The organism is Cryobacterium gelidum (genome assembly GCF_004403985.1).
In the GTDB taxonomy this organism is placed as follows: Bacteria; Actinomycetota; Actinomycetes; order Actinomycetales; family Microbacteriaceae; genus Cryobacterium; species Cryobacterium gelidum.
This window is the reverse complement of sequence record NZ_SOHL01000028.1, coordinates 20,698-35,956: the sequence shown is the minus strand read 5'-3', so window position 1 is coordinate 35,956 and position 15,259 is coordinate 20,698. Positions and strand designations below refer to the sequence as shown.

Annotated in this window: 11 protein-coding genes and 1 pseudogene; 2 read left to right on the top strand and 10 right to left on the bottom strand. The window is 62.4% G+C overall.

What is annotated here, in order from left to right; genetic code table 11:
* Positions 1–636 precede the first annotated feature (636 nt).
* The 3 genes and pseudogenes from E3T50_RS15180 to E3T50_RS15170 all read right to left on the bottom strand — a co-directional run.
* The gene (locus E3T50_RS15180) at positions 637–1,245 is read right to left on the bottom strand and encodes a hypothetical protein (protein ID WP_134553147.1); all 609 of its coding nucleotides are present in this window, start codon (positions 1,243–1,245) and stop codon (positions 637–639) included.
* Positions 1,232–1,798 carry an RNA polymerase sigma factor gene (locus E3T50_RS15175; protein WP_134553145.1) on the bottom strand — a complete coding sequence of 189 codons (567 nt, stop codon included), beginning with the start codon at positions 1,796–1,798 and terminating at the stop codon, positions 1,232–1,234. The genes E3T50_RS15180 and E3T50_RS15175 overlap by 14 nt, the downstream gene beginning before the upstream one ends.
* A 340-nt stretch (positions 1,799–2,138) precedes the next feature.
* Positions 2,139–2,851 (bottom strand): annotated as a pseudogene (locus tag E3T50_RS15170) (alpha/beta fold hydrolase); the annotation flags it as partial.
* Between the two features lie 204 nt (positions 2,852–3,055).
* On the opposite strand from E3T50_RS15170, the gene E3T50_RS16870 reads away from it, so the two are divergent.
* Both E3T50_RS16870 and E3T50_RS15160 read left to right on the top strand, forming a co-directional pair.
* Positions 3,056–3,283, top strand: a complete 228-nt coding sequence (locus E3T50_RS16870) for a hypothetical protein (RefSeq protein WP_134553143.1) — start codon at positions 3,056–3,058, stop codon at positions 3,281–3,283.
* Positions 3,284–3,788: 505 nt separating this feature from the next.
* Positions 3,789–4,061, top strand: coding sequence for a hypothetical protein (locus tag E3T50_RS15160; protein ID WP_134553141.1), 273 nt, complete (start codon positions 3,789–3,791; stop codon positions 4,059–4,061).
* A gap of 294 nt (positions 4,062–4,355) precedes the next feature.
* On the opposite strand, the gene E3T50_RS15155 is transcribed toward E3T50_RS15160, so the two are convergent.
* The 7 genes from E3T50_RS15155 to E3T50_RS15125 form a co-directional block, all read right to left on the bottom strand.
* Positions 4,356–5,375 (bottom strand): aldo/keto reductase, encoded by a 1,020-nt coding sequence (locus E3T50_RS15155; protein WP_134553139.1) that lies wholly within the window; start codon positions 5,373–5,375, stop codon positions 4,356–4,358.
* 484 nt (positions 5,376–5,859) lie between these two features.
* On the bottom strand, positions 5,860–8,514 hold the full coding sequence (locus tag E3T50_RS15150) for an AMP-binding protein (protein ID WP_134553137.1): 2,655 nt from the start codon (positions 8,512–8,514) through the stop codon (positions 5,860–5,862).
* A gap of 197 nt (positions 8,515–8,711) precedes the next feature.
* Entirely contained in the window at positions 8,712–10,208 is a 1,497-nt protein-coding gene (gene pepD, locus E3T50_RS15145) for a beta-Ala-His dipeptidase (protein ID WP_134553135.1), read from the bottom strand.
* A gap of 19 nt (positions 10,209–10,227) precedes the next feature.
* A complete protein-coding gene (locus E3T50_RS15140) occupies positions 10,228–11,253 on the bottom strand; it encodes an ABC transporter permease (RefSeq protein ID WP_134553133.1) in 1,026 nt (341 codons plus the stop codon).
* Positions 11,253–12,788 (bottom strand): sugar ABC transporter ATP-binding protein, encoded by a 1,536-nt coding sequence (locus E3T50_RS15135; protein ID WP_166784323.1) that lies wholly within the window; start codon positions 12,786–12,788, stop codon positions 11,253–11,255. The genes E3T50_RS15140 and E3T50_RS15135 overlap by 1 nt, the downstream gene beginning before the upstream one ends.
* Entirely contained in the window at positions 12,785–13,834 is a 1,050-nt protein-coding gene (locus E3T50_RS15130; RefSeq protein ID WP_134553129.1) for an ABC transporter permease, read from the bottom strand. The genes E3T50_RS15135 and E3T50_RS15130 overlap by 4 nt, the downstream gene beginning before the upstream one ends.
* A gap of 100 nt (positions 13,835–13,934) precedes the next feature.
* Positions 13,935–15,089: a sugar ABC transporter substrate-binding protein gene (locus tag E3T50_RS15125; protein ID WP_134553127.1), complete on the bottom strand. Its 1,155-nt coding sequence runs from the start codon at positions 15,087–15,089 to the stop codon at positions 13,935–13,937.
* Between the last annotated feature and the right edge of the window lie 170 nt (positions 15,090–15,259).

Genomic DNA, 15,259 nt, shown 5'->3' with positions numbered 1-15,259 from the left:
GCCACCCCATTCAAGGTCGACACGTCATCACAGAGCGCGCCGTCGTCCCCGCAAAGAACGTGACCGGTTCCGCTCGCAACCCTTCCGATACTTGCTGCTGAAACGGCTGTGCAACTTGTTCTGTGGAGCACGGCGAGAGTGGCGCTCTGACCTTGACACTGATTAGATGAGCGACGCCAAACCTCGATGTAGCGCCGGAAACACCTCCCCTTTTTCCTTCCTATTTGGAACCTGGTGCTGGTCGCTGGCCGTGATCAACACCCAACTTTTCAACCACTAATCCCCTGGGAGCGCAGTGGCGATAAACACGAGGAAGTGACCCGCATCGAGAAGCGGTCGAGCCTCGACGAGACCGCGCCGCCGGTGCTTCTCGACCTGACGGCAACCTGATTGACCGACGGTACGGTGATGTCCAGTACCGTGCCGCACCTGCCGCCCGGCTCCTCCCACGCCATGCCCTGACCTGACCTGACCTGACCTGACCTGACCAAGAGGATGCTTCACCGACCGGCCCAGACCTCCCCCCGGCGTGCTTGTGGGGAACGCCACAGCGGTCGCCCCGACCACCGTGGCGTTCCGAGACCAGTTGGGACGATTCCACGCACTGTTCCCGCCAGCCGCTCTCGCGGGCCTCGATCAGCCGGGGAACGCTGCGTCGTAGACCGCGCGAAGCTCGGCACTGTCGGCCCCGGTGACGCCGCAGCCGGTGATCGTTCCATTGACTGCACTGATGAGGTAGCTCTGGCCGACCGTGAAGAGCACGCCCGAGGAGTCGGAGGTCATCGCGTCGCCCTGCGCGACCTCCACGCGGTCGGCGACGTCGCCGGCGAAACGCTCCGTGACCTCCAGCAACACGGTGTCACCTTGGGTCGGCAGCACCGTCGCGGCGAACGCCTGCTCCTGCGCTGCGACGGTCGCCGGCTCGAGCGCGGCGCAGCTGCCACTCGCGAGGCCGTCGCCCATGGGAGGTTGCAGCGCCTCGACGGTGGGTTCCGGGCCGCCGAGGACGAGGGGCGCGACGATTGCAGCGGCGATGGCGAGGCCGGCGGCGATACCGACCATCGGCATCCACCGTCGGAAGGTGCCTCGCGGCGCCTCGGGGGTGCGGGTCGTGGTGGTAGCGGACTGATTGGTCATGATCTGCTCCATTCTGTGGTCGAGCCACGTCGGCGAGGCAGGGGGCAGCGCACGGGCCGGATCGGCGGCGCGCAGCCGATCGCGCAGTGCACGGTCATCGTCGTGCATCTTCGCTCCCTTCGTCGTGAGTTACATGTCCGGTCGGGATGCCGGATTTCAGTAGCTCCTGTTTGAGCCGCACCTTCGCACGGTGAAGGCGGATCGCCGCTGCGTTCGCGCTGATGCCGAGCACAACGGCAATCTGCGGGCTCTTCAACTCGTCCCACGCCCACAGCCGCAGTATCTCGGCGTCGTTTCGACGCAGGCCGGCCAAGGCTGTGGTCACGCGGGCCGCCTCGGCGGTGCCATCGACAGTGGATGCTGCGGCATTCTCATCCGCAGCGACCGGCGGCGGGTCGATGGCGATGATGCGGCCGATGAGACGGGTGCGACGACGCTCAGCGCGTCGGGCGTTGCTGAGGCACTGTCGAGCGACGACGATCGCCCAGGGGAGGGCGTCGTCGGGCACCTCGTCGAGGCGGCGCCAGCACACCAGCAGGGTGTCGCCGATCACGTCATCGGCCGTCGCAGCGTCGGTGCGGCGGTACAGGTAGCGGCGCACAGGGTCGGCGACGAGCACGACGAGGTTGCGCATCCGCTTCTCGCGCTCGGTGTCGGTCACAACTCTCATACTGAGGCATGTCCGGCAGGGGCGCGGGGATTTCATGCGAAATGCTCTCGCATCGTTTTACCCTGTCAGCTTCCCGCCCGTGGCAACGTCAATGCCCCTCGACGTGGGCCTTTCGGCGAAGAGCGGCCTGGGTGCTCGATGCGATATCGAAGGACGCATCATCGACAATTTGCTGCCACCGCTCAATGAAATCCGCGCGCAGCGCGGTGACTACTGTTTGTTCATGAGGCCGCGCTGCGCGCTGCGCAGATCGCCCGCGTGCAGTACTCGCGAAACCACGATTATTCTGGGGCGGCCCGGCATAGCCGGGCCGCCGTCTAGTTGGGTCAAGCTACTTCTGAAGGAAGGCCAGAAGTACCTCGTTGACCTCGTCGGCGTGGGTCCAGAGCATGCCGTGAGGCGCGCCGTCGATCTCGACGTACTCGGCTGCAGGAAGTGCCTTGTGGAATTCACGGCCGGTTGCATCGATGGAGAGCATGTTGTCGGCCGTGCCTGAACGATCAGCGCCGGAACGGTGATCTTCTCGACGTCGGCGCGCAAGTCCGTGAGCCAGGTCCCTTGGGCTTTCACAGACGAAATGGGCGAGGCGGGGTACGCGAGAGCCTTGTTGGCCGAGAGTGCTTCCTCGCTCAACCGATTTTCGAGGAAGTCGTTCGTGTTGAAGAAGTTATCGAAAAAGCCCGTGAAGAATGCGTAGCGGTCGGCGGTGACGGCGGCCGTAATTCCATCGAAGACTTTCTGCGGCACACCGGTCGGGTTGTCGGCGGTCTGCAGGAGGTACGGCTCGAGGGAGCCGAGGAATACGGCCTTCGCGATCCGGTCCGAGCCGTAGGTGCCGAGGTAGCGACCGACCTCGCCGGTGCCCATGGAGAAGCCCGTCAAGACCACATCGCGCAGGTCAAGGGAATCAAGAAGAGTCTGCAGATCCGCAGCGTCGGTGTCGGAGTCGGAGTCATGACAGGTACTCGGCTTCGACGACTTGCCTAAGCCGCGGCGGTCATATATGGTAATCCGGTAGCCAGCGCTGAGGAGTGCTGTGGCCTGATCGTTCTTGACGTGCTGCAGTACCGACACCGCTCTGGACCGACGGCGTCGCCGGAGCCGTCGCCAGAGCCAGATCCCCGGTCGCCCGACTGTTAGCTGATCTACGACTACCTACTCGACTGGTTCGATACCCGTACGTTCCATGGTTGCGGATACATCAATGCCTTCGGCGAACTGGGGGCCGTATCGCCGAAGGTTGCCGACGTGGCTCGCGCCCACAAAATATCCTTCCAAAAGTACGTGGCCAACCTCTCCGCCGAAGCCGGCGGAACACCGGACCTCGCCACGCAACTGGCGATCCGCGCCGAGGGAGCCCAAACGACCGCCGCAATCAGCGGAGACAGCGCCGCCGCACAACACGCCCGTCGCGCCGCCGAAATCCTCATCGACGCAGAGACGAACACGCCGAACCCTGGGCAGATCACCGGTTGATGGCGAACGCCGAAACTCTTGCAGCTTGAACCGCGCACGCCTCGAAGAATTCAGCAGCGGCGGGAAAATTCCCCCGGGGCGGGCGGGGCTCCGCCTTGCCCCCGAATCCATTCACGGAAAAAAGGAGGGCAAAGCGAGGGACGTTTCAGTACTTCCTTGGTCCTCGGGGTCGGCTTGGTTGGCGACTCGTTGAGCTTCGGGCCGCGAGGAATTTCCGACATCGTGTCGCACGGGACAGCCCAGTCGCTACCACTTGTCGCACTTGGCGGTGCATCCCTCGGAATTCACAGCACGGTCGCCCGATTCCAGCTGTGCGCGATAACGGGAAATCTCCTTCCTCCGCCGACTCGCTGATCGCAGGAATCTCAGCCCGAAAGATGAATTCTCTGCGAACACTTTCATCTCGTGAAATCGGTGGGTCACCTAGCATGGCCACATGGGCGAGATACAAGCTGGGCAAAGCGGGGGTTCCAGATCAAACCTCTCGCGTCGGATGCGCTTATGCATGGTCGTTCTCGGCGCCGTGGCAGCCGTCATCGGACTCGTGCTCCTTCTACTGCCGAGCGGCCCAGCGAGCTTCGGCTGGTTCGCCTATGCGCCGCTAAGCAACTCGGTATTCATCCCGCCAGGTGTACTGCTCTCGCCACACAGTCAGATCGGGATCGTGCTGTTCGTCATCGGGTTGGCGATGCTCGCATTCGGTGCCGGCTGGATGCTCGGGCACCACAAGGCTGCACGTCATCAACGATTGCCCGATCCGGGCGGCCCGGGCACCTGAGAACTTGCCCCTGCTTCGCCCGCGAGCTCACCACCCAACTGACAGGCTCCCCGGTGAGTCCTTTTGAAGCACGGCGGTCCGTGCGGGTCTGAAAATTATGCCGGCGGAGATTGCACCTACGGCGATGACGATCCCGGCCATCCACATTGGGGTGAGGTCCTCCCCGGTGATTCTCCAGCCGAGGAGGACGGCCATGACACGGCTGAGTAAACCAAGACAGGCCGTGGTACTTGCGGCAAGAGGAGCGTAGTGGCCCGACGACTGAACTAGCCAGCCGATTGCCGGCTTCTATACCTAGTCGAGCACGCGGGAGCGCTGATCGCGTCCCGCTTCGCCGTACGGCCACGCCGAGGGCTCCGGGTCGCTTGCTGTGTTGAGCTTTGCAAGGTCCACTGCGGTGAGCGCGACGTCGACGCTGCCGAGGTTGTCGGCAAGCTGCTCGGTGGTGCGTGCGCCGAGAATGACCGAGCTGACTGCCGGTTGCGCGCTCACCCAGGCGAGTGCGATACGCGACATCGACTGACTGTGAGCGTCAGCCAGACCTTGCAGCGCCTCGAGTACACGCCACGTCCTCGTTTGGGCGGAGCGCAGGTCGTAGGCCTCGACGCCGCGCTGGGGATCCTCGCCCAAGCGAGTCGCGCCGGAGGGGCGCTGGTGCTGTGAGTACTTGCCAGCCAGCCAGCCGCCACCGAGGGGCGACCACGGGAGCACTCCTAGGCCGTTGGCCTCGCAGGCAGGCAAGATTTCCCACTCCACCTCGCGCGCCAGCAGATTGTATTGCGGCTGCATTGAGATGAGCGGGAACCGACCGCGAGCGGCCGACGCTGCCTGAGCAATCTGCCAGCCAAGGAAGTTTGAGAGGCCGGCGTAACTAATTTTGCCCGACTGAACCGCAAATTCAAGAAACCCAAGGGTCTCATCAAGCGGGGTGAGGGGGTCCCACGAATGCACCTGATACAGGTCGATGTGGTCGACGCCCAGCCGCCGCAACGTGCCGTCGAGCGCGCGCCGCAGGTGCCGGCGCGACGTGCCGGAATCGCGCGGGTCCACGCCGACGGAAAACCGCCCCTTGCCCGCAATCACGAGCCGGTCCCGCGCGACAGCACTTTGGCCGCGCAGCCATTCACCAACGATCTCCTCCGACTGTCCACCGCTGTACACATCGGCGGTCTCCAGCATGGTGCCGCCGGCCTCCGTGTACTGATCCAGCTGGGCATGCGCCTGCTCAGCGTCAGTTTCGGCGCCAAAAGTCATCGTTCCCAACGCGAGCGAGGAAACGGCGAGCCCGGAGCGTCCGAGGGTGGTGTACTTCATCCTTGAGTGACCTTTCTAGAGCGACGAAAGCGGAGAGCGTGGCCGAAAAACGCCGACGAATGCTTCCACGTCGGCATCGACCCGCAGGTCAATTGTCCATGATTCGGGTCAGAAAATTGGCGAGGCCGGGTGCGCCGGCGCGCGCCTGGCCTTGCTAAACGGCGAGACAGCACTACGGCGTCTTTGATCGCTGTCTTCGCTTCGACGTCACCGCACGGTTGTCTTCGATATCGGCTCAGCCTACGAATTACATTAGGCACGACACCTGTCGCGACTTGAACATCGAGGTCGATAGGACGCTCCCCCACTGTTCACAGACGAACGGCAGAGTCGAGTGTTTCCACCGCACTTTCGGCGCCTCCCGAATTGGAACCGCTGATCCGGACGGTGTGGAAAAACGCCGTCACCCAGCGGGACGTGACGCCAGGGTTGGTGTCATCGCCAGTAATTGTGGCGTCGTCCCGCACCGGCATGTGGTGGCATTTCAGTCGGTTGCATGTGGCGATTCGGCGCGGCGTGACAAAGCAAACTTCTGGCCCCTGATACCAGTGGGGACAGAATGGTTCAGCGCTCGGCCGCCCAGGCGATACAGGTACCACGCCGCAACTCCGATGGCGAGTGACAAGACCGTCCCGAACCAGGGAGCGCTGGTCTCCCAAGCCGGGTAGACGACCCAATGGGTGAGGTATATGAACAGGGATGCGCTAGCCAGAAGTCGCACGGCCGGCACGAGGGCCCGGTGTATTCGCAGCTGCTGTACCCAGATCAATAACAGTATTCCGCCCACTACCACCGCTTCGCGCGCTGGATCCCCGAAGAAACCGGCCGTGGCGACGATCGCCGCCACGGACACTGCCAGTCGCTTTCCCCGGCTGTCGGCCCGGGCGATGACCCACCCGAGCACGAGAGACCACAGCACAGTGATCACGGCGTAGCGTTCAACACCTTCAGCTTCAATCCCCACGAGGGCGAACCGGAGCGTGACCGCCGCCACAAAGAGGGCAACGGAAAACATCCATGGATGTCGGCGCTCAAGACGATCGATTGGGCGAATGAGGAACAAGGCCGCCAAGCCGAGTATCGTCCAGACGGCGGCTTCGAGGAACCAGAATTGCCATTGCTCGTTCCAGCCACCGTCGCCGGGAACAATGTTGTTGACCAACAAAGTGGTGGTCCAGGTGTACTTGCCGGTGAACACCGCGACGGCACCGATCCACAGCGCGGCCGGGACCGCGATTTGGGCTGCGCTCGTGAACAGGCGGCGAACGCGCGTCGCACCCGCCACGTTGGCAAGCTGGAACCTGGCAAGGTTGTACCCGGCGACGGCGAGCAGCAGATGAGCGCCGCCCTTCAGTGTGATCAGGTCGGCATGGGTGGCAACGATCAGCACGATAGCCACAGCGCGCAGTACGGCCGGAGTCTCTACTCGGGGAAAACGGCCCCACCATCCCCTGCCTGCCGTCGCTTTTCGTTTCTCCGATTCGCCCGCAGCAGTGCGATCAGTAGGTGGGGAAGATCCTTCGGCCAAGGAAGCGAGGGTCTGAGCCGATTGGATGGGCCAATTCCGCGGCAGGGCCCCGAGCAAATCTTCCAGCCGCAGGGTCACCTCAACGTAGCTCAACGAATCCCCACCAAGCCCGGCGAACGAGTCGTTGATCGTGGCATCGGGTCGCTCGAGAAACGCGATGAACAGGTCACGAATCATGTCGGCGGTTGTGCCCGGCCCGTCGTTCACCCCTATCGATGCCTTTTGAGCGTCAATCATTTCGGCGTAACGCACGAGCGCGGCAAAATCGGGCTTGCCAGTGACCGTATGCGGAAACTCACTGATCGAGTAGACACGTATCGCGTGAGCGGGAATGCCGAGTAGTGCAGCGGCCCGGGTTCGTGCGCGGTCAACGAAGCGGGCCGCTCGGACGAATACGAGCACGTCTTCTCCGGTGCTCGCGGTACGAGCTTCGAATCCCTCCTGGTTAAGGGTGCGTTGAACGGAATCGAGGTCGACCCGGAGTCCGTACACCTTCACAAATCGGTTCAGCCGGCCCACGACCTCGAACATGCCGTCGTCGCGGTGCCGGGCAAGATCGCCGGTGCGAAGCTCGTGGACGGTGCGCCCGAGGGCGAAGTCTGCGGGTGTTTCTGCGTAACCGAGCATGACGTTGGGGCCCTGGTAGACCAGCTCGCCGACATCCGTTCCCGGCGCAGCATCGATGCGTAGGCGACCGCCCGGAATGGCGCGGCCGATTGTGCCAGCGAAATGGGAGGCGAACTCCGCGGGGACGTACGCCATGCGCGCGGTTGCCTCTGTCTGCCCGTACATAACAAAGAATTGGAATCCGCGACGTTCCCCGAGGCGCGCAAAGCGGCGCACCGCGTCGGGGGCGAGGCGCCCACCGGCTTGGGTGAGGTAGCGGATGCTCGCGGGCAACCGATCAGTGAACTGGCCCGCCTCAAGAAGCTCGAAGGTATACGGGACGCCAGCTAAGGAGGTGATCCGGTGCGTCGCGGCCTCGTCCCAGAACGCCGCGTCGGCTACCGACCGTTCAGTGAGGACAACGCTCGCTCCCGCCACGAGATGACTGTTCAACACGGAGAGCCCGTAACAGTAATGCCATGGGAGCGTGGTCACTGCCCGGTCAGCGGGGGTGAGACGCAGATACGACGCTATGGCGTGTGCGTTGCTCAACACGTTTTGTCGCGATAAACGCACGAGCTTGGGCGTCCCGGTCGACCCGGACGTGCTCACCAGCAGAGCGAGGTCATCAGCGAAGCTGTGCGCGGAGCCGGGCCGTATCTCCCGCAGAGCCGCGTCACCCCCGCTGCCGGCAAAAAGGACATCAGGATTGAACCGGTCAGCGAGCGACGCGCGAAGAGTCCGCGATGCTTCGTCGTCACCCGGCGGGACTAGAAGTACGGGGTGTCCGCCTTCCAACGCTGCAAGGTACGTGACGATCGACTCGACGGCGTTGGTCGCCTCCAGCATCACCAGTCGCCGGACACTACCCAGCTCGTGTCGACGTGCAGCGGCCAGCCGGGCCACCTGGGCATAGCTGACAGTTTCACTGTCAGTGACGAAGGCGACGTCCTCGTCTGCGCCACTGAGGAGCCTTAGTCGTGGAGCGGGTATGGTCTGGAACACGGAACACTTTCGAACGATACGTGGAAGCTTGTTAGGTAAGGATAACCTACATGCGTCTACAGTCCTCCGTCTTCACAACCCGATCGTCGAGGTCAAATCGGTCGGCCGCCCTGAATCACCTTCGAGTCGCAGAATCGCGTTCTCTGTGTGACAGGCGGGAATCGCCCGCAACCTCGTTGCCCCTGGACCGCCCGTGCCTATCCCAGCCGCGACACAACCGTCTTGATCAGCGGCCAGACGCGTTCCACGGACTTGTGATTCACCCGCTCCGCAGAGGAATGCAGAGCCTGAAGTTCGGTGCCGATCGAGATGATGTCGGTGACCGGCACTCGCCGGCTGAACATACCGAGCTCGAGCGAGCACTGAGACACCTCGACGTTGGGCTCCTTGCCGAGCACGTCACGGTAGGCCTCGGATGCCGTAGCCAGGAGGTGAGATTGAGGACGATACGGGAACTCCGGCGCGTCGAGGCCGTAGAGCTCGCACACGACACCACCACCGGCGAGCGCCACGAGCGCCTGTACGCGTTCGATCAGCTCGTGCTTGCGCGAGGTGAGGGCCGACGTGACCGTCGACATCACACGTGCACCCTCAGGCGTCGACCGCACCGTTCCGACGTTGTTCGACGTCTCGACGCGACCGGGGACGTGCAGGTTCCAACTGATCACCCCCTGGGGGATCAGGCGCAAGATTGACATGAGCCGGAGCCCGGCGGCACGCGAAAACGCAGCATCGGGACGCCGTGCATCCTTGAGCTCGACCCGAATCGCGGGGTCAGAAATCTGGTACTCACTCTTGAGTTCTTTATCTAGCTCGGCGATGAGAGCCTCGACCGAATCCGCGTCCATGTCATTGAAAACGATGACAGCGGATGCATCGGCCGGGATAGCGCTATTTTGAGCGCCTCCGAGAGGATTGGCAATGCGCACCTCGTGCGCACCCGCGAGCCTGTGGACCGCGCGGGCCAGCACCTGCAGGGCGTTCGCGCGCTCCAGCTGAATGTCGAATTCGCAGTGACCGCCATTGAGCCCGCGCACCTCAAGCGAACGCGCACTGGTCAAGGCATCCGGTGTTGACTCGAACTCGCCCGGGACGTCAACCGTGAACGTCACGTCCCCGCTGCAACCCGCGAGGATCTCTGCGTCGGTGATCCAGTTGAAGTCGATCATGCGACGCCCAGAGAGTTGTGAAACGTCGAACTGTCCGGCTCCCACCTTCCCCTTCTCCTCCATGGCTGTGAGCACTGCCTCCAGCGGCGGATGCGGGATGTCCTTCGATTCCAGCAGCGCGAGAATGTAGGACACGCCGATTCCGTTGTCCGCCCCCAGAGACGTTCCTGTCGCCGAGATGTACTCGCCGTCGACCACGAGGCTCAACGGTTGGTTCAGGAAGTCGAACTCGACGCCCTCTGCCTTCTCGCAGACCATATCGAGGTGGCCGTGCAGGATCAGCGGCGCTGCGTTCTCGAGGCCTCCCTGACCGGGCTTACGAACGAGAACGCAGTGCAGATCATCCTTCGTCGCCTCGAGCCCACAGGAATGCGCGAAATCCACGATCCAGTTGGCGACCTGCTCCTCATTGCCTGAGCCTCGCGGGATGCTCGTGAGCACCTCGAAAAATCGGAACACCTCGCGGGGCTCGAGGTTTTTGAGCACGCCAGAGTTGGTCGTCTCCAGGATCTCCGTAGCAGTCATGTGTGATCCCTCTCGTTGGTTACTTGACAATGCTTGACTTGTTGCGCGACATGGTGAGGGCGACCACCGCAATGATGACCGCGCCGTAGACCAGGCTCTGCGCTTGGGCGTCGATACCGACTGCGGTCGTCGCGATGGGGACAAGTGCAACGGTCAGCGCTCCGAAGATTACCGTGAGCGGATTGACTACGCCCCCGGAGATCGACGTTCCTCCGATCAGCGCTGCGGCGATGGCGGGAAGCAGCAGGTCGCTACCAAGGCCGGTGGGCGACGCGGAGCCCGCCTGCGCGATGATCGCGATGCCGGCGAGTCCGGCAGCGAACCCAGAGAGAGCAAACGCCAGCACCTTGAGCGAGCGCGTTCGGACCGCAGAGAAGATAGCGGCGGACTCGTTCTTCCCGATGGCCGTCATCCCTCGGCCTACGCGGGTGTAGCGCAGAAGTACCCAGAGAGCGACCGCAAGCAGCACGCCCATCCAGAACGTCATCGGCACATTCGCGATTCCGCTTTCATACAACGAGTGAACGCCCTCCCCGTTGCTGGAGACATAGACGGTCGTGCGGCCGCTGGCCACGAGCGCGACGGCTTGAAAAATTCCCAGCGTGCCGAGTGTCAGCGCAAAGGACGGTACCTGCGCATAGGCCAGGATCAAACCGTTCACGGCTCCAAAAGCCGTGGTGGCAAGGAGAACGATCAGCGGCGATAGACCCGCTACGGGCCCGAGCGTGAGCGCAAGCAGGATTGCACCCAACAGGCCAATCGCGGCATTCGACAGGTCGATCGACCCGACGTTGAGCACCATTGCTTGCCCGAGGGCAAGCAGGAGGATAGGGGCCGACGACGACGCGATTATCGCCAATCCTCCTCCCCCGATGAAAGCTGGCGTGAGGATCGCAACGACAGCGAGTATCGCGAGGAAGATGACGATCGGGCCAATCGCATGCCAGCCGCCAATGCGCTTCACGGACGGCAATTTAGCGCGGGCGGGAACGGGGACGGAGACGGGGACGGCAACCTTAGTTGTCTCGTCGTCAATCTTGGACATCAGAGCATCCTTTCGAGCAGGTCCAGAGTCGCGGGATTATCGTGGCCGAGGTCGAAAACCCCTGAGATTCGACCGTCGCGCATCACCACGATGTCATCGGCGATATCTAGCGCCTCATCGATCGTGTCGGGTATGAGGATAATTGCGGTGCCGTCATCGCACACCGACCGGATCTGCGCATTGACTGTTTCGGCCGCGCCCGGGTCGAGGCCTCGGAGCGGGTGGTCCAGCACGAGCGCCTTCAAATTTGAAGAGTTCAACCACTTGGCGAGGACAACCTTCTGCTGGTTGCCGCCAGAAAAGTCTTGCAGCATATGCTCGGGTTCCCTCGGCCGGATGTCCAACTTCTCAAACCACATCCGTGCCAGAGACAGCCTGCGTCGGGGAAGCTCGAACGGCCCAAGTGCCGCGGAGCCGGGATGCGTGAGCGTGATGTTTTGATCCGCCGGCATTTCCCCCACCATTCCCTCGGTCTTGCGCTCTGCAGGGACGTAGCCCACACCAAGGGCGACGGCCTTCTTAATGGACAACTGGCGTCCGGAGTAGCCCGCGATCGAGACCGATCCGGAGTCAAAGCCTTCGGCCCCGAATATCGCTCGAGCCACGGACTCTCGGCCAGAGCCACTGGTGCCCAGAATGGCTAGGATTCGGCCGGGGTAGGCATCGATCGACACGTCCGCATAGGAGCCTGCCCTGGTGAGGTCGTGAATCGAGATTACTGGACTGCTCGTCGGCTCAATACTGCGCCGGTTGCGAACAGCAGCGTGGGTCTCCCGACCAACCATGAGGTGGAAGAGTTCCTCTTCGGTCACGTCGTCGACGGGGCGATCGGCGATTAATTCACCATCGCGCATGACGACCACGCGGTCGCAGATACGCATGACCTCGTCGAGTCGGTGCGAAACGAAGATTACCGAGCCGATGTCGCGAAGCTTGGAGATTTCCCTCTCCAAAATCGCGGTCTCGGTCCTCTCCAGGATCGCGGTCGGTTCATCGAGGATCACGAGAGGAGTCGTGTGGCTGGCAGCACTTACCCGGATGGCCCGTGCGATCTCGACCATCTGGCGGTCAACGAACGACAAGTCGCTGACCCGCGTTTTCGGATTCAGGTGCGATCCGATGAGGTCGAGAGCCTTGGCGGCGTCCGCATAGAGGCGTCGCCAGTTGTATAGCCCGAGGCGGTTGACCCCGCCCCGGCCGATCGGGGTGTTCACCTCGATGTTTTCGGCGACGGTGAGGTTCGTGAACAGCGATTGCTCCTGGTGAACGACCCCAATCCCCGCACGCAGGGCATCGGCTGGTCCGCGGAACTGGACTGCCTGCCCGTTTACCGCGATTGTTCCTTCATCGTGGCGATAGTTGCCCGAGAGGATCTTCAGTAGCGTGGACTTGCCAGCGCCGTTTTCTCCGATAAGGCCGATGACCTCACCCGATTGGATATTAAGCGACACCCCGCGAACGGCACGATTCGATCCGAAGCTTTTGGAGACGCTGTCGAGGCGAAGCACTGCGGGAGTTGTGATGACGTCGTTCACTTTGCCACCTGCAATCTGTCGCGCTGCGACCACGCGGCGAACACGATGGCGGCGACCAGGATCGCGCCGGTAACAGCCGACTGATAACTCGACTCAACGCCGGAGAGTATCAGGCCGTTGTTGAGGATCGTGAGCAGGAATACGCCCAATACCGTGCGCAGGATCCCCCCTTTTCCGCCGCCGAGGTGCGTTCCTCCGATGACAACGGCTGGGATGACGATGAAGAGCACACCGGAGCCGACGGTGGGTGACCCGATGTCGAGTTGAACAGTGGCCAGGATGCCGCCGAGACCGCTCAGCAGAGCGGCGATGGCGAAGACGGCGACCTTTACACGGAAAGCGGGAAGACCCGCCGAGCGCACGATGGTCTCGCTGTTTCCAATGGCGAGAGTCACTCGGCCGATCCGGGTGTTGCGGAGAAGAAGTATGCCGAGGCCAATGACGAGGAGCGCCACCCAGAACGAATTAGGGAGCCCGAAAGTAATGGTGGAGGTCCAGCCCTTGAGCCCCTCGTCCTCGAGGCGAGGGAGGAGGTCGGTCCCATAGAGCATGGTGGCGATTCCGAGCCCGACGTACCACATTCCCAGAGTGACGATGAATGAGGGAACCTTCAGCGCGGTGAAAATGAGGCCGCTGGCCACACCGAGCACGAGTGCCACGCCGAGCGCGATGACCCATGCCCATGGTCCCAGGTCCACTCCTCCGCGCGAATTGGCACTGAGGAGGATCCAGGTCATTCCGGTTGCCCCCATGACCCCCTCTACGGACAAATCGATCGATCCGAGGAGGATGACCAGGGTCGCCCCCACAGCAACGATCAAGGGGATGGCGGACTGGGTCAGTACATTCTGAAAGTTGGAGGCAGTCAGAAAACGTTCGTTGAGCAAGGAAAACACACCGATGAGAACGGCCAGCGCCACGAGTAGGCTCAGTGGCTCGGCGAGACCGCGGAACCGAGCACGGCGCTCAATGCCGGATTCGCGGATCCTGATCGCGGTGGTGCTTATACTCCCAGCGCCCTGTTCCGATAAAACTTTGTCAACCATGAGAATTCTCCTCGCAGAAACCGATCGCATAGTGGTGATGCGCCTGTTCCCGGCCCTCATCGAATAGACGAGGGCCGGGAACAGACTGGCCGTGATGCTATTACGGCGTGGGCAGGACTTCGGGTCCACCGCCGCCGGTGAGGGTCGCCGGCTCGGTGTCCCACGGGCCCTTCTCAACGAGCTGGTCGACGAAATCGGCTGCCGCCGTGGGAGTGTCGTACTTGAGGTACTCGCCAAGGGTGTCGGGCGTCACGCACTTGATGTCAAAGAAGCTCGTGCGCTTTTCCTTCGGCAGTTCGGACGGAACGATCTCTCCGGTCGCGGCCAGGTAGGCCGTGTACAGGCCGATGGCGGAGGCCATGTAGCCGCGGTGGAAGGTTTCACCGACAATAGCGTTGTTGCCGTAGCCCTCCTCCATCATCTTCACCGTGTCGGGGTACAGGCCATCGGAGGCGAACTTCGTCTTTTCCAGCAAACCCGCGTCGTCGAAGGCCTGGATCGCGCCGAGCTGCATGCCGTCATCGGCGCTCCAAACGCCATTGATCTGATCTCCGTACTTGGCGATCAGATCCTTTGCATTCTGGTTGGCGAGCTGCGGGTCCCAGTTCGAGGGCTGGTTCTCGAGGATCTTAATATCGGGGTAATTTTCACGCATTTCAGCCTCGAAGCCGGCGACACGAGTCTGGCTGGTCGTGCTGTCTTGCACGCCGGGGAACATGATGACGTTACCCTTGCCGCCGAGCGCATCGCCGAGCGCCTGAGCGTTGCAGCGGCCTGAGTCCACACCGGGGTGCTTCTGGAAGGCCACAAAGTTGTCGCCCGAATCCCAGGGTTCGAAGTTATCTGGCTTGTTCCACCAAATTGATACGTAGCCGCCGGCACGCTTCACCGCGTCCACGATCGTCGGAGCGTCCGAGCTCGCCACGGTGTTGACGAACATGACGACCTTCTTGCCCTGCGCCAAAATCGCTTGGATCTTTGAGATTTCAGTCTGCGACGAGCCCTGCGAGTCGATGATTTCGAGCGGGATGTCAAGCTTTTTGGAGAGAGCCTTCGCCCCTTCAATGTTGGCAATGAAGTAGGGGTTGGTAGTATTAATGACGGATGCCACGAGGACGAGATCCTCTTTGGCGATCGGCCCGGAGGAACCGGTGGCGGTTCCACCCGCGGTCGACGTGCATCCGGCGAGTGCGAGCGCAGCGACAGCCGCGAAGGCGGCGAGTCGGAGCGCACCGCGTTTGTTTCTGAGAGACATCTTTGACTCCTTTGTCGTGGGTAAGGCTTGAATTCAAGTTGCTTGCATTTTTATTCAATAAATAAATTTTGATTCACTGTGAGGATAAGGGTACTTACGCGTGTGCGCAAGCGGTTTTCACCGGTCAGCCCACACGTGACCGATTCGTTACGATGTGGCGCCGGGAGATC

Excerpts from the sequence above, each read along its gene's own strand:
- E3T50_RS15130 (WP_134553129.1), bottom strand. The coding sequence starts at position 13,834 with ATGGTTGACAAAGTTTTATCGGAACAGGGCGCTGGGAGTATAAGCACC.
- E3T50_RS15155 (WP_134553139.1), bottom strand. The coding sequence starts at position 5,375 with ATGAAGTACACCACCCTCGGACGCTCCGGGCTCGCCGTTTCCTCGCTC.
- pepD (WP_134553135.1), bottom strand. The coding sequence starts at position 10,208 with ATGACTGCTACGGAGATCCTGGAGACGACCAACTCTGGCGTGCTCAAA.
- E3T50_RS15140 (WP_134553133.1), bottom strand. The coding sequence starts at position 11,253 with ATGTCCAAGATTGACGACGAGACAACTAAGGTTGCCGTCCCCGTCTCC.
- E3T50_RS15160 (WP_134553141.1), top strand. The coding sequence starts at position 3,789 with ATGGTCGTTCTCGGCGCCGTGGCAGCCGTCATCGGACTCGTGCTCCTT.
- E3T50_RS15180 (WP_134553147.1), bottom strand. The coding sequence starts at position 1,245 with ATGCACGACGATGACCGTGCACTGCGCGATCGGCTGCGCGCCGCCGAT.
- E3T50_RS15125 (WP_134553127.1), bottom strand. The coding sequence starts at position 15,089 with ATGTCTCTCAGAAACAAACGCGGTGCGCTCCGACTCGCCGCCTTCGCG.